This window comes from Prosthecobacter sp. (assembly GCF_014879935.1).
In the GTDB taxonomy this organism is placed as follows: Bacteria; Verrucomicrobiota; Verrucomicrobiia; order Verrucomicrobiales; family Verrucomicrobiaceae; genus Prosthecobacter.
Map to the genome: position 1 here is coordinate 80897 of NZ_JACSRD010000146.1, position 12706 is coordinate 93602.

General features: G+C 62.0%; 12 protein-coding genes. 6 read left to right on the forward strand and 6 right to left on the reverse strand.

All coding sequences use genetic code 11. The annotated features are described in order from the left end of the window. Positions 1 to 90: 90 nt before the first annotated feature. From IAE77_RS13585 to IAE77_RS13610, 6 genes are all read right to left on the reverse strand, one after another. The gene (locus IAE77_RS13585; RefSeq protein WP_294227363.1) at positions 91 to 699 is read right to left on the reverse strand and encodes a redoxin domain-containing protein; all 609 of its coding nucleotides are present in this window, start codon (positions 697 to 699) and stop codon (positions 91 to 93) included. Positions 700 to 809: 110 nt separating this feature from the next. Next, the gene (locus tag IAE77_RS13590) at positions 810 to 1367 is read right to left on the reverse strand and encodes a hypothetical protein (RefSeq protein ID WP_294227365.1); all 558 of its coding nucleotides are present in this window, start codon (positions 1365 to 1367) and stop codon (positions 810 to 812) included. 4 nt (positions 1368 to 1371) lie between these two features. Next, on the reverse strand, positions 1372 to 1566 hold the full coding sequence (locus tag IAE77_RS13595; protein ID WP_294227368.1) for a hypothetical protein: 195 nt from the start codon (positions 1564 to 1566) through the stop codon (positions 1372 to 1374). A 63-nt stretch (positions 1567 to 1629) separates the two neighbouring features. After that, positions 1630 to 4011 (reverse strand): DUF1592 domain-containing protein, encoded by a 2382-nt coding sequence (locus IAE77_RS13600; RefSeq protein ID WP_294227370.1) that lies wholly within the window; start codon positions 4009 to 4011, stop codon positions 1630 to 1632. 92 nt (positions 4012 to 4103) lie between these two features. Then, on the reverse strand, positions 4104 to 5078 hold the full coding sequence (locus IAE77_RS13605) for a hypothetical protein (protein WP_294227383.1): 975 nt from the start codon (positions 5076 to 5078) through the stop codon (positions 4104 to 4106). Positions 5079 to 5117: 39 nt separating this feature from the next. Beyond that, on the reverse strand, positions 5118 to 6704 hold the full coding sequence (locus tag IAE77_RS13610) for a sulfatase-like hydrolase/transferase (RefSeq protein WP_294227385.1): 1587 nt from the start codon (positions 6702 to 6704) through the stop codon (positions 5118 to 5120). A 191-nt stretch (positions 6705 to 6895) separates the two neighbouring features. Here IAE77_RS13610 and IAE77_RS13615 point away from each other — a divergent pair, with 191 nt between their 5' ends. The 6 genes from IAE77_RS13615 (at position 6896) to IAE77_RS13640 (ending at position 12626) form a co-directional block, all read left to right on the forward strand. Further along, positions 6896 to 9661, forward strand: coding sequence for a 2-oxoglutarate dehydrogenase E1 component (locus IAE77_RS13615; protein ID WP_294227387.1), 2766 nt, complete (start codon positions 6896 to 6898; stop codon positions 9659 to 9661). Between the two features lie 11 nt (positions 9662 to 9672). Then, the gene (locus tag IAE77_RS13620; protein WP_294227388.1) at positions 9673 to 9873 is read left to right on the forward strand and encodes a hypothetical protein; all 201 of its coding nucleotides are present in this window, start codon (positions 9673 to 9675) and stop codon (positions 9871 to 9873) included. Next, on the forward strand, positions 9870 to 10049 hold the full coding sequence (locus tag IAE77_RS13625) for a type II toxin-antitoxin system HicA family toxin (protein ID WP_294227389.1): 180 nt from the start codon (positions 9870 to 9872) through the stop codon (positions 10047 to 10049). The genes IAE77_RS13620 and IAE77_RS13625 overlap by 4 nt, the downstream gene beginning before the upstream one ends. A gap of 14 nt (positions 10050 to 10063) precedes the next feature. Further along, positions 10064 to 11158: a dihydrolipoyllysine-residue succinyltransferase gene (sucB, locus tag IAE77_RS13630; RefSeq protein ID WP_294227391.1), complete on the forward strand. Its 1095-nt coding sequence runs from the start codon at positions 10064 to 10066 to the stop codon at positions 11156 to 11158. Between the two features lie 79 nt (positions 11159 to 11237). Then, on the forward strand, positions 11238 to 12134 hold the full coding sequence (locus IAE77_RS13635) for a DUF502 domain-containing protein (RefSeq protein ID WP_294227393.1): 897 nt from the start codon (positions 11238 to 11240) through the stop codon (positions 12132 to 12134). Positions 12135 to 12188: 54 nt separating this feature from the next. Then, positions 12189 to 12626, forward strand: a complete 438-nt coding sequence (locus IAE77_RS13640) for an 8-oxo-dGTP diphosphatase (protein ID WP_294227395.1) — start codon at positions 12189 to 12191, stop codon at positions 12624 to 12626. Positions 12627 to 12706: the final 80 nt, after the last annotated feature.

Genomic DNA, 12706 nt, shown 5'->3' on the forward strand with positions numbered 1-12706 from the left:
CGAGCCCGTCACGCCGGATTGCACCAAAAAAACCGGCCTTGCGGACGCAAAGTCACGCAAGGCCGGAGGGAGCGACTTGGAAGCGGTGAATTAATTGCCGAGCACGGAGGCGACGTTGCCGACGATGTCCTTGCCGGGCTTCAGCGTCTTCGCGCCGGGCGTCCACTTCGCCGGGCAGGCCTCGCTCGGGTTCGCCATGAGATGGACGTTGGCTTCCATCTTGCGCACGAGTTCGGAGGCATCGCGGCCGACATTGTAGAAGTTCACCTCGGAGGAGACCAGCTTGCCTTCCGGATTGATGATGAAGGTGCCGCGCAGCGCGAGGCCGGTGCCGCTGTCATACACGCCGAAGAGACGGCTCACCGTGCCGGTCGGATCGGCGGCGAGGGTGTACTTCACGTTCTTGAGCAGGCCTTCCGTGTTGCGCCAGACCATGTGCGCGAACTTGGTGTCGGTCGAGACGGCGATCACATGCGCTCCGAGTTCGGCGAGCTTGTCCTGCTGGTCGGCCAGATCGGCCAGCTCCGTGGGGCAGACGAAGGTGAAGTCGGCAGGGTAGAACACGAGGATCGTCCACTTGCCGGCCTTCTTGATGTCGGCGAGCGACACCTTGCCGAAGTCGCCGTGCGTGGGCTCGTAGGTTTCCATTTCAAAGTCGGGCACGATCGCGCCGACAGATGTGAGGGGGGCGGTTTCCATGAGTTTGCGTGTGTTTGGGTTTCGAACAGGCGCTGCCAAGAACGCCGGGGGCGCGATCTTTGACGCTCAAAACTTCGCGGGTCAAACGCAAAGGCTGGTGGGCGGGGACGTCATTTGATCTGAGTGGGAAGGAAACATCCGAGGACACATTCCGGATTGCGCACGCATACCTGCAGGTGGTTTTGATGGCGCAAGTCGCCGCCTTCATAAATCGGCTCTCCTTCGGCGAAGTAGCCGATCACGGTGTCGTAGGGTGGCTTTCCGTCGATCTCACGGAGATAGTGGAGGTGTTCCATGACCCGATGATCGAGCGCACGTCGCTTCCCTTGATTCTTCGGAAACTCTTCCAGCCGGCCTTGGGATGCATAGGTCTCTTTCAAGTCCTGGTAGGCTGCCGCGACAGCTTCCACAGACTCGCGCTGGCTCAAGTTCAGGCACCGGCCCAGATCGACGATGACCCCCACCACGGCAGGAGATTTCAACCGAGGACGGCGTTCGCGGCCCCATTCGACGCCTCGCTGCAAGTCGTTCACCCAAAGATAGCGACCTTCACCCAGCCAGTCATAGCCGTTCCGGCTGGGTTCCAATGCCGCCTCTCCAAGAGCAAGTCGCCGGGCTGTCTCAAGCTCACAGCCATGAAATCCAAGAATCAGGCCATGCGGCATCATTGAGTCACTTTGCGTTCTTTTTCATCAATGCGTGCTTGTCCGTGCCTTTCCTGATTTTTGCACTCCCGTAGATGCCAAGCTTTCTCAGATAATTAGCATGCTGCTCGGGATGCGCGCGCAACTGGTCTCCTGCCCTCCGAATCGTGGCGAGCTCGGAAGCGGCTTCCTCAGATGAAATGCGAGGCAAGAGCAACAACATGACGGGATACTGCCACGCTGGCAGAGCGAATGCACCTCTTATTTTCCCACGTCAGCAGCACGCTCACTTGTTCCTGAAAACCTCGCTCTGCACCACGGCGTGGAGGAGATCCCGCATGCCGTGGCCTTTGGCCTTCGAGGCGGTGAGGATGTGGTCGAGTTCGGCGCGGTCGGAGAAGCCCATGGGGCGGCCGGTGGCGAAGACGAGGAGCTTTTCGATGATGCAGCGGGCGACGCGGTCCTGATCGGCAACGAGGAGCTTTTGCAGCTCGGCAAAGCTGGCGAACTCCCGGCCATCCGGGAGCTCTCCGGCAGCATCCACGGGCGGGCCGAGGCGGTAGCGGACTTTGCGGCCTTCGATCTTGAGGCTCACCTGATCACCCTTGTCGATACTGCGGAAACGGTCGCGCCAGCCGCCAATGACGTCGTAGTTTTCGAGCGCAAAGCCGGGCGCGTCGATGACCTTGTGGCAGCCGTTGCAACTCTCCGTGTTGCGATGCTTGTCAAGCAGTTCGCGCAGCGTGGTGGCGCCGCGGATGTCGGGCTCGACGCCGGGAACACCTGGCGGTGGCGGCGGCGGCTCCAGGCCGAGGATGCGATCCATCACGAAGATCCCACGCACGACGGGCGAGGTGTTGGTGCCGTTGGCGCTGACTTTCATCACGCTGGCCTGGGTCAAAACGCCGCCGCGATGGCTGTCGGCCGGCAGCTTCACTTTGCGCAGTTCCATTCCAGCCACGCCGGGGATGCCGTAGTGGCGGGCGAGGCGTGCATCGAGCATCGCGAAGTCACTTTGGACGATGTTGGCGGCGCTGAGGTTGTTTTGAATGAGCTCCGTGAAGAATCCACGTGTCTCGCGCAGCATGGAGTCGAGCAGCAGTTCGTCGTATTCGGGATAGAGCTGCTTGTCGGGCGTGGTGAACTCGATCTCGCGCAGGTTCAGCCAGCCGTCGGTGAAATCGGTGACGAAACGCTCCAGCGTGTCCGCTTTGAGCAAGCGTTCCGTTTGCGCGCGAAGAACGGCGGGCTGTGTGAGCTTCGCGGCGAGCAGTTCCGCGTCCGGTGTGCCGCGGGTGAGGAAGTAGCTGAGGCGTGAGGCGATCTGGAGGTCGTCCAGCCTGCCCGCAGGCTCCTTCAAATACAGAAACTCAGGCGAGCACAGCACGGCGATGGCTGCGGTGCGCATGGCGGCGAGGAAATCCTTCCCTTCGGCGAATTCGGCATCGAAGAGCTTCACAAATGGCTCCACCTCAGATGCCGTGACCGGACGACGAAACGCGGCCTGGGCGAACGGCGGCAGCAGTTTGCGTGCATCAGCAGTGGGATCGGCGCTGTCGGCGGTGAAAACGGGCTTGTAACCGGCCTTGCCACGCATCCAGGGCTTGTCGGGCATCAATTCGCGCAGCTTGGCGTCGCCGAGGAGCATCTTCTGGCCTCGTGGCGGCCATGCGTCGATGAAGGGGCCTGCCAGCTCGACGGACAGGAGGGCGAGTCCTTCGCCGGGATAGTTGGCGGGGCCGTCTTTGACCGGCGAATGCCCGTCCGGGCCATTGAGACCCTGCGGACTGATCCAGATGCCTTTGTTCGCGTCGAGGTGCAGCGTGATCTCGACCGTGCCGGCTTTGTCGGCGGGCAGCTCGTGAAAGCTGTGCGTGACGTTGTCCGCGTTGCGGAAATTGAAGCTGCCGGTGATGAGGGCGAAGACGGCGGGCTCCTCGATTTGATAGCCGTAGCCGGTGACACGCAGCTTGTAGGTTCCGGCGGCCTTTGCGCGCAGATTCGGAATCACCGTGCTGGGGAAGCCGCCGTTGTTGAAAACGACGATCGCGCCGTCGTCGCGCTTCAACCAGTGCTTGCCGATGTTGTCCTTGTTGCGGTCGCTTTCGAGCGTGGCGGTCTGCGTGGTTTTTTCGGGTTTCGCATCCGCATAGAGCGCGGTGTTGAGCGCCGTCTCGGCGACTTCCATGTAGCGCTGCATCTGGATGCCGGAAATGGAGAGCGCCTCGCCGATGTTGTCGAAACCGAGCGCACGGCCGTCCTCAGGCAGCGCGTCGATGATGTTCACCTTCACACCGAGGAGGTCGTTGATCGTGTTTTGATACTCGCGGCGGTTCAGACGGCGCAGCACGGTGCCCTTCTGCGCGTTCGACTTCACCACGAGATCGGCGCCGAGAGCGCCCATGAAATCCTGTACCGCATCCTGCGACGGCTGCTTCTTTTTCGGTGGCGGCATCTCGCCCGCAGCCACGCGGTCAAAGACGCGCACCCATTTCTTCAGCGCGGCGGCGTCCGAGCCATCCGTGGGCAGGGCCGCGAGATCGAGGCCGCCTTTCTTCATCTCCGCGTCATGGCAGTCCATGCAGTTCTGGTCGAGAAACGGCTGGATGGCCGGAATGGCGGCGAAAGTCACCGGTGGGAACAGGAAGATGAGCCAAAGGCGGTGCATGGGCTGGGCTTCAACGTCTGAGCGGCGATGAATCTGACGCAAACTCTCTGGTGCGTCCGACTCACAGTTCCCGCAGCTTCAATCCTGCGGCATCAGAACACGCGCCACGCCTTCTCATCCAGTTCCTGCTTGAGCGCGTCATCGTTTACGCGGCGGAGCAGGGCGTAGTAGCTGTAGGGGTATTTGAAGGCGTGGCCGATATCGACCTGCTTGTCGCCGCGCTTCTGCCAGTATTCCGTGCTGTTCGGCCGGAGCGGGGAGCGCTTGTGCGCGGGACGCGGCGCGTCATCGGGGCCAGGGCCGTTGCGGGTGATGGTCACGTATTTGCGGAAGGCCTCGCGGCAGCTTTCGGCCCATTCGGCATCGCCCATTTCGGCGAGTTCCACGAGCGCCTGGCCGAAGGTGAGCATGTGGCCGGAAAAGCCCTGACCGTGGGCGTTCCATTGATCAATCGCGGTGCTCGCTTCGCGCAGCACAAAGGTCGCGGCGGCGGCGGTGTCCTTGAATGGCGGTGGATTGACGGCCTCATTGATGGGAACGTCATCGCGCCAGGGTTTGATGGCGCGGATGAGCTTGCACACGCCATCGATGCGCTGCGGGGTGGCCAGTTCCGGCATCAGGCGGAAGCCACGGATGGCGTGCATGGCAAAGATCGCGTTGTGCCCCACCTCGCGCAGCGATCCATGAGCCTCCATCAGCGCCTCGCCGATCTTTTTGACCTGCGATGGGTCCGCGTCTTCCTGAGGAAAGGCCGCGCACAGCGGCGTCTTCGCCCAGTTCAGGTCAAACATCTGCTCGATGCGTGCATGAGCGGCTTCAGGCAGGTGATTCTCCTCGCACATCAGATGCGCGGCGACCAAGGCGGCCGCGCGATGGCCATCGGTGAAGTAATTCATCGTGTGCGCCCGGGCGAGCCCGTTGAGGCCGAGCACGATGAGCCGTTTCGCCGCCGGATCGCGTTCCGGCGTGCCGGTTTTGTCCGTGCCGAGGAGGCTGCCTGCCATCAGGCCACAGAGGCCCGAGGATGCCTGCCAGGCGAACTGCCTTCGATTGAGTGATGTTTTCATGGTGGTACAAGTGGTGTGAGGATACGGCCGCGGTCATCCTCATCGTTTCACGAACTCCTCCTCGCTCACCTTGCCGTCGTTGTTCTTGTCGAAGTTTTTGAAGCGTTGCGGGGCATTTTCCTTCTGCGCGAGGCCATTGGTGTATTCCTCCAGCGATAGAAAGCCGTCGCTGTTCTTGTCCCAGCGTTTGAAGGCGGCGGTGTAGTCGGTTCCGGGCTTTGAGGGCGTTTTGAGAGCTGGAGCGCGAGGGCGGCGGGCCGTGGGTGCCGGCGGATCACTTTGTTCGGGCAGGGTGGCTTTCCAGTTCTTGATGGCCGCGACCATCTTCGCGGTGCGATCGGGTTCGCTGGTGGCGAGATCGTGCTGCTGGCTGCGATCCTTGGTCAGATCGTAGAGTTCGACCTGCTTTTCATCGCGCGACATGACGAGGGTATGGAAGCCATCGCGCATGGAGAGCTGCGGCCAGTCGTGATCATGGGAATTCGGGCCACGCCATTCCCAGAAGAGCGGTTGAGGACGTGTGAAGGCCTCGCCTTGGAATGCGGCGAGCACGTTGACGCCGTCGGGCTGATAGTTCGCAGGCATCGACACGCCGGTCGCGGCCAGCAGCGTCGGCAGCATGTCCACTCCGGCGATGACGCTGGTCTTGTCCACGCGGCCTGCGGGCACATGACCGGGCCAGCGCACGAGGAAGGGCACGTTCACGCCGCCCATGTAGAGGCTGCGCTTGCGCCCGCGCAGCCCGCCGGTGTCGCCAACGCTGAAATAAAACTTCTGCCCTGGCTCCGGCATCGAATTCTCCGGCCCGTTGTCGCTGGAGAAGAGGACGAGGGTGTTGTCGGCGATTTTCAACTCGTCCAGCAGCGCCAGCATGCGGCCGATCTGTTTGTCGGCACGAGTCACGGCGGAATAGTAGGTGCGCTGCGGCTCGGCGGTGTCGGGATACTCCTTTTTGTCCTCATCCGTGGCGGAAACGAGGTGATGCGTCTCATGCAGCCACAGGTTCACGTAAAATGGCTTGTCCTTGGCTTTGCGGATGAAATTGAGCGCATGATCCGTGGCCGCGATGGTCATGAATGACGCGGCGTGCTTGTCATGCGCATCGCCGGAGATTTTTTCGACGCTGCTGCCTTCAAAAACGCCCGCGCCGGGTCCAGTCCACGCACGGGCCTCATCGTAACCGTATTCGGCGGGCAGTGGCGGGCTCGTGTCCTTGCCCTGGCCGGAAAGATGCCATTTCCCGAAGTGCCCTGTCGCGTAACCCGCCTCTTTGAAGATACGCGAGAGCAGGGGCGCCTTCGGATCGAGCCAGTCCGGCATCTGCCGCGCCTCATTTTCCGCATGACTGGCGAAATGCTGATGCACACGATGCCTTGCCGGATACTGCCCGGTCACGATGGCGGTGCGGCTCGGTGAGCAGACCGGATTGCACACGACGAAGTGATGAAAATCGGTGCCCTCCTTCGCGATGCGGTCGAGGTTCGGCGTCTTCAGGTGCGGGTGGCCGTGGCAGGCCAGATCACCCCAGCCCCAGTCGTCGGCGTAGATGAAGAGGACGTTCGGCCTCTCTGCGGCGGAGAGCGCATGAACGAGGGAAAAGCCAAGGAGGCAAAGGAAGCGGCGCATGGCGCGGGTAAACGCGGGTGAGGGCGGCTTTTTGCGCGCGATCCCACAGGCGGCCGCCGCACCCGGATCTGGCGGGAATCGATAGCCCGGGCAGGGGAGGCCGTTTGCCCCGTGAAAAAGCAGGCTTTCCCTATTTGCACTCGCGTCGATTGGGCGCATTCTGCGAGCCCCCTCCCCGTAAAAAAGCCCCAATGAGTGCCTCACTCCCCTACCGCGCCAACGCGGACTTCCTCGAGTCGAAATACCTCGACTGGAAAAAAGACCCTGACTCCGTCGAGCCGCTGTGGTCGTCATTTTTTGAAGGATTCGAGCTCGGCATGGCAAAACTGGCCGCCCAGCCGGCCAAAGGAGGCAGCGCTGACAGTTCCGTGGCGCTGTCCGAGAAAACGCTGAGCTTCCGCATGCGGGTGACGAACGCGCTGCAGCATTTCCGCTCCCTGGGCCACACCGCCGCGCATCTGGACCCGCTCAGCACGCAGGGACCGGAGGTGGCCTCGCTCACCGTGGCCGGGCTGGGCTTCACCGATGACGAGCTGGAGGAGGAGGTGCAGACGCACATGTATCGCGGCGGACAGCCGATGAAGCTGAAGACGATGCTGGCGGAACTGCGCGCGATTTACTGCGGGAAGACGGGTTTTGAGTTCATGCACATCCACAATCCGGAGGTGCGCACCTGGCTGCTGGACCGCGTGGAGGTCACTGAAGTGGCAAAACCGGGCGCCAAGGAGCACATCGACGCGCTGCGCTGGCTGCTGGAGGCGGAGACCTTCGAGCGCTTCCTGCACCGCCGGTTCGTGGGGCAGAAGCGCTTCTCCGTGGAAGGTGGAGAGAGCATGCTGGTGGCGCTGGAGACGATCCTCGAAGGCATGCCGGCCTACGGCGGCAAGGAGATCATCATGGGCATGGCCCACCGCGGCCGCCTGAGCGTGCTGGCGAATTTCCTGCGCAAGCCGCTGGAGTATCTCTTCTACGAGTTCAGCGAGAACTACGTGCCGAACATGGTCGCCGGGGACGGCGACGTGAAATACCACCTGGGCTTTGAAACCATGCGCGAGACCAGCGGCGGACACCATGTGGGTGTGATGCTCGCCCCGAATCCGAGCCATCTGGAGGCTGTCGATCCGGTGGTTGAAGGCATGGCCCGTGCACGCCAGCGCGCGCTGGGCGACACGGCCGAGCGGAGAAAGGTGATTCCCGTGCTGATCCACGGCGATGCCGCTTTTGCCGGCCAGGGGCTCGTCGCCGAGGTGCTGAATCTCTCGCAACTCCCCGGTTACCGCACCGGCGGCACCATCCATGTGATCGTGAACAACCAGATCGGTTTCACCACGCAGCCGGCGGATGCCCGCAGCTCCGATTACTGCACGGATGTGGCGAAGATGATCGAGGCCCCCGTGTTTCACGTGAACGGCGACAGCCCGATGGAGGTGATGCGTGCCGCGAAGCTGGCGCTCGAATTCCGCCAGACCTTCGGGCGCGATGTCATCCTGGACATCGTCTGCTACCGCCGTCACGGCCACAATGAGACCGACGAGCCCGGTTTCACGCAGCCGAACATGGCGCGTGCCATCGGCCAGCATCCGTCCACCGCCACGCTGTTCCGCCTGGATCTTGCCAGCCAGGGCATCCTGGACGAGGCCGGCTCAGCCGCGTTGCAGAAGGAGCTGGAAGACGAGCTGGAGCAAGGGGTGCAGACTCTGGCGGACAAGGACAAGTCCGCGAATGGCGGCAATCCTTTCGAAGGCAGCATGGCGGAGCCTCAGGCGGCTTACGATTACCATCCGGTCAAAACCGGAGTCGAGTTCCCCAGCCTCAAGGCGGTGGGCCAGCGGCTGCTGGAGACGCCGGAGGGCTTCAATCTGCATCCCACGATCGCCAAACGCTTCCTCGCGGCCCGCAAAAAGGCCATCGAAGCAGGAGAAGGCATCGACTGGGCCTACGCCGAATCGCTGGCCTTCGGCACACTGCTCACGGAAGGCCACGGGGTGCGTCTCAGCGGTCAGGACGTGCGTCGTGGCACGTTCAGCCATCGCCACAGTGTGTTCTATGACTCACAAACACGTGAGCGCTACATCCCGCTGAACAACCTGGAGGCCGAGCAGGGCCGCTACTGCGTTTACAACTCGCTTTTGTCCGAGGCCGCCGTGCTCGGGTTCGACTACGGCTACTCGCTGCTCGCGAGCAACCTGCTCGTCTGCTGGGAGGCTCAATTTGGCGACTTCGTGAACGGAGCGCAGGTCATCATCGACCAGTTCATCGCCTCCGCCGAGAGCAAATGGCAGCGGCCGTGCCACATCACGCTGCTGCTGCCGCACGGCTATGAAGGGCAGGGGCCCGAGCATTCCAGCGCCCGCCTGGAGCGATTCCTGCAGCTCTGCGCCGGCGGCAACATGCAGGTGTGCAATTTCACCACGCCCGCGCAGTACTTCCACGCCCTGCGCCGCCAGATCAAACGCGGCACGCGCAAGCCGCTCGTCGTGATGACGCCGAAGAGCCTCCTGCGCCATCCGAAGTGCGTCAGCAAGCTCAGCGACATGGCGGAAGGCACCACATTCCGCGAGGTGCTGGACGACGAGCACCTGCTGGGACCGGCGGAGCGGGTCACGCGCCTCATTTTGTGCTCCGGCAAGGTTTATTATGACCTGCTTGAGTTCCGCGAGGAGCACAAGATCAAGAACGCCGCCATCATCCGCATCGAGCAGCTTTACCCGCTGAACTACGAGATGCTGAAGGAGATCGTCTCCAAGTATCCGCGGGCGCAGAAGAAATGGATCTGGTGCCAGGAGGAGCCACGCAACATGGGTGCCTTCTACTACATCCGCCCGCGCCTCGAAGAGCTCAGCAATCACAAGCTGCGCTACGCCGGCCGCGAGCGCTCCTCCAGCCCCGCCGCAGGCTCCAAGGCCATCCATGTTCTTGAGCAGGAGAAACTGGTCGAGGACGCCTTCAGCGTGTAATCTGACCCGTCATGAAACAGAAACTCACGTTCACCTATTGGCGCGATGGCGACTGGTGGCTCGGCTATTTGGACGAGTTTCCTGACCATTGGACACAGGGCGAGTCTTTGGAGGAGCTGAAGGTGATGCTCGCAGACCTCTACAAGGACCTCACCAGCGGCGAGATCGCGGGGATCCGTCATCGGGGTGAGATGGAGCTCGAACTGGCATGAAACGGCTCGACCTTATCCGCAGACTCGAAGACATGGGTTGTTATCTCGTCAGGCATGGAGGCAATCACGACTGGTATCGCAATCCGGTCACGAATGTTGCGGATGCCATTCCGAGACACCGCGAAATCAACGAGCATCTCGCCCGCAAGATCATCAAGAAGCTTTCCAACGACTAAACTCCCCCACGACCATGGCTGACATCAAAATCCCCGCACTCGGCGAATCCGTCACTGGAGGCCAGATCGCCAAATGGCACTTCAAAAACGGCGACTTCGTCAAAGTCGGCGACATCCTCCTGACGCTCGAAACCGACAAAGTGGCCGCTGAAGTCACCGCCGAGGCCGCCGGCACGCTCAGCATCGCCAAACAGCCCGGCGACGATGTCGTCATCGGCGACGTCGTCGGCCAAATCGCCGAAGGAGCCGCTCCCGCCGTCGAAAAAGCCCCCGAAGCGCCCAAACCGGCTCCTGCCGCCGCTTCCGAGCCAAAACCGGAAGCGAAGCCCACCAACATCACCGAGTTTAAAGTCGTTCCGAAGCCCGAACCGACTCCAGAACCCGCCGCGAAGCCCGCGCCTTCCCCTGAAGGCCGCATCACGCGGAAGAAGATGACCCCGCTGCGCAAAAAGATCGCCGACCAGCTCGTCAGCGCCCAGCGCACCGCCGCGATCCTGACCACCTTCAACGAGTGCGACATGTCCAACGTCATGGCGCTGCGTTCCAAGCTCCAGGATGCCTTTGTCGCCAAAAACGGCGTCAAACTCGGCTTCATGAGCTTCTTCATCAAAGCCGTGGTCGAAGCCCTCAAAGCCGTCCCGCAGATCAACGTCCGCGTCGAAGGCGATGAAATCGTCCATCAGCACTACTACGACATCGGCGTCGCCGTCGGCACCGAGCGCGGCCTCATCGTCCCCGTCCTGCGCGATGCCGATCAGAAGTCCTTCGCCGAACTCGAGCAGGACATCCTCGGCTACGCCAAAAAAGCCAAGGACGGCAAACTTCAGGTCTCCGACCTTACGGGCGGTGTCTTCACCATCAGCAACGGTGGCGTTTACGGTTCTCTGCTGAGCACCCCGATCATCAACCCGCCTCAGAGCGGCATCCTCGGCATGCACAGCATCCAGCAACGCCCGATCGCCGTCGATGGTCAGGTCGTCATCCGCCCGATGATGAACCTCGCCCTCAGCTACGACCACCGCGTCGTCGATGGCAAGGAAGCCGTGACCTTCCTGATTCGCGTGAAGGAGTGCATCGAGAATCCCGCACGCATGCTCGTGGGAGCGTGACTTTCGTCCTGGACGCGTCGATTTTGGCTGAACAAAGCAGTTGCAGTGCGTTCTCATTCACGCACTGAAAAGACACGTCATGACGCCGACTTCCCTCCACACGACTTCACCCGCCGAGGCGCATGCGCCGAAAGGCTGGGGTGTGTGGCTGCGGAACAAGTTCCTGGCAGGTCTGGCGCTGGCCCTTCCGCTGATCATCACTTTCTGGATCCTCTACTCGATCTACGACCTCATGCACGGCTGGAGCAAGCCGGTGCTGGCGCAGATCGTGAGCCTGGTGAACGAACTGTCCGACCAGCCGCTGCTCGACATTGATGATCCGAAGCTGGAGAACCTCACCAATTTCATCGGCTTCCTGTTCTCGCTGCTGGTGATCCTGGGGCTGGGATTCATGGCCACCAACGTGATCGGAGTGCACTTCGTCACGGCGGTGGACAAGCTGCTGCTGCGCATCCCGCTCGTGGCGGTGATCTACCGGCCGCTCAAGCAGGTGATCGACGCTTTCCGTGGCCTCGGGGCGACGAAGCAGAATTTCAAGCGTGTGGTCTTTGTGGATTATCCAGTCACGGGCATGCGCATGATCGGTTTCGCCACGGGCCAGTATTGTGATCCGCACAGTGGAAAGGCGCAGACTTGCGTGCTGCTGCCGACCGCCCCGAGTCCCATGACGGGAATTCTGCTGGTGGTGGACTCCGAAAAAGTCAGCGATGCACCGATCACCATCGAGGAGGCGATGAAGATGATCATTTCCGGCGGCCTGGTGGTGCCGGTGAATGCCGTGCCACCGCTGAATCAAAAGATGATCGCTCCTCCCTTGCCCGAATCGCTGCCGGTTCCGGAGCCGGAGCCCGAACTTCCGGCGGGACTGCCACGGGCGGAGGATTTCGACGCGGGAGACACGGAAATCCTGGCCCAAGCGCTCGACATCAAGAGCGGCAAGCGCTGGCTTCGGGCGCTTCCCTGGAAAAAACGCTGACTCACGGTGACGATCGACTGGCAGACCTGGCAGCCTGGCGTCCGAGCGACGCTGATGTTCATCATCGATGAGGCAAAGCGTGAGGTATTGCTCATCCGCAAGAAGCGTGGCCTCGGTGCTGGCAAGATCAACGGCCCCGGGGGCAAGATCGACCCTGGGGAGACCTCTCTCGAATGCGCGGTGCGAGAGACCCAGGAAGAACTGGGTGTCACCGCCTTGGATCCAGTTCATCATGGCGAGTTATGGTTCCAGTTCGTGGACGGTTTGCGGATGCATGTGGATGTCTGGATCGCCACCCGGCACGAAGGGGAGCCTGTGGAGACGCCCGAGGCGCTGCCCCTGTGGACCTCCCTGGACGAGCTGCCTTTTGACCAGATGTGGGCGGATGATGAGCACTGGCTGGCGCAGACGCTCGTGGATCGTCGGCGTTTCATCGGCCGTTTCGTCTTCGACAACGACACGATGCTGTCGCACGAGCTCGAATGGCGCTGACGCGCCATTTTTTGGATTCCAGACGCGGCGTGATCTGCCTATGATCGTGGCATGAAAATCTCCGCGTTGCCCCTTGCCGT

Excerpts from the sequence above, each read along its gene's own strand:
- IAE77_RS13590 (WP_294227365.1), bottom strand. The coding sequence starts at position 1,367 with ATGATGCCGCATGGCCTGATTCTTGGATTTCATGGCTGTGAGCTTGAG.
- IAE77_RS13635 (WP_294227393.1), top strand. The coding sequence starts at position 11,238 with ATGACGCCGACTTCCCTCCACACGACTTCACCCGCCGAGGCGCATGCG.
- sucB (WP_294227391.1), top strand. The coding sequence starts at position 10,064 with ATGGCTGACATCAAAATCCCCGCACTCGGCGAATCCGTCACTGGAGGC.
- IAE77_RS13605 (WP_294227383.1), bottom strand. The coding sequence starts at position 5,078 with ATGAAAACATCACTCAATCGAAGGCAGTTCGCCTGGCAGGCATCCTCG.
- IAE77_RS13640 (WP_294227395.1), top strand. The coding sequence starts at position 12,189 with ATGTTCATCATCGATGAGGCAAAGCGTGAGGTATTGCTCATCCGCAAG.
- IAE77_RS13625 (WP_294227389.1), top strand. The coding sequence starts at position 9,870 with ATGAAACGGCTCGACCTTATCCGCAGACTCGAAGACATGGGTTGTTAT.
- IAE77_RS13595 (WP_294227368.1), bottom strand. The coding sequence starts at position 1,566 with ATGTTGTTGCTCTTGCCTCGCATTTCATCTGAGGAAGCCGCTTCCGAG.
- IAE77_RS13585 (WP_294227363.1), bottom strand. The coding sequence starts at position 699 with ATGGAAACCGCCCCCCTCACATCTGTCGGCGCGATCGTGCCCGACTTT.
- IAE77_RS13610 (WP_294227385.1), bottom strand. The coding sequence starts at position 6,704 with ATGCGCCGCTTCCTTTGCCTCCTTGGCTTTTCCCTCGTTCATGCGCTC.
- IAE77_RS13620 (WP_294227388.1), top strand. The coding sequence starts at position 9,673 with ATGAAACAGAAACTCACGTTCACCTATTGGCGCGATGGCGACTGGTGG.
- IAE77_RS13615 (WP_294227387.1), top strand. The coding sequence starts at position 6,896 with ATGAGTGCCTCACTCCCCTACCGCGCCAACGCGGACTTCCTCGAGTCG.
- IAE77_RS13600 (WP_294227370.1), bottom strand. The coding sequence starts at position 4,011 with ATGCACCGCCTTTGGCTCATCTTCCTGTTCCCACCGGTGACTTTCGCC.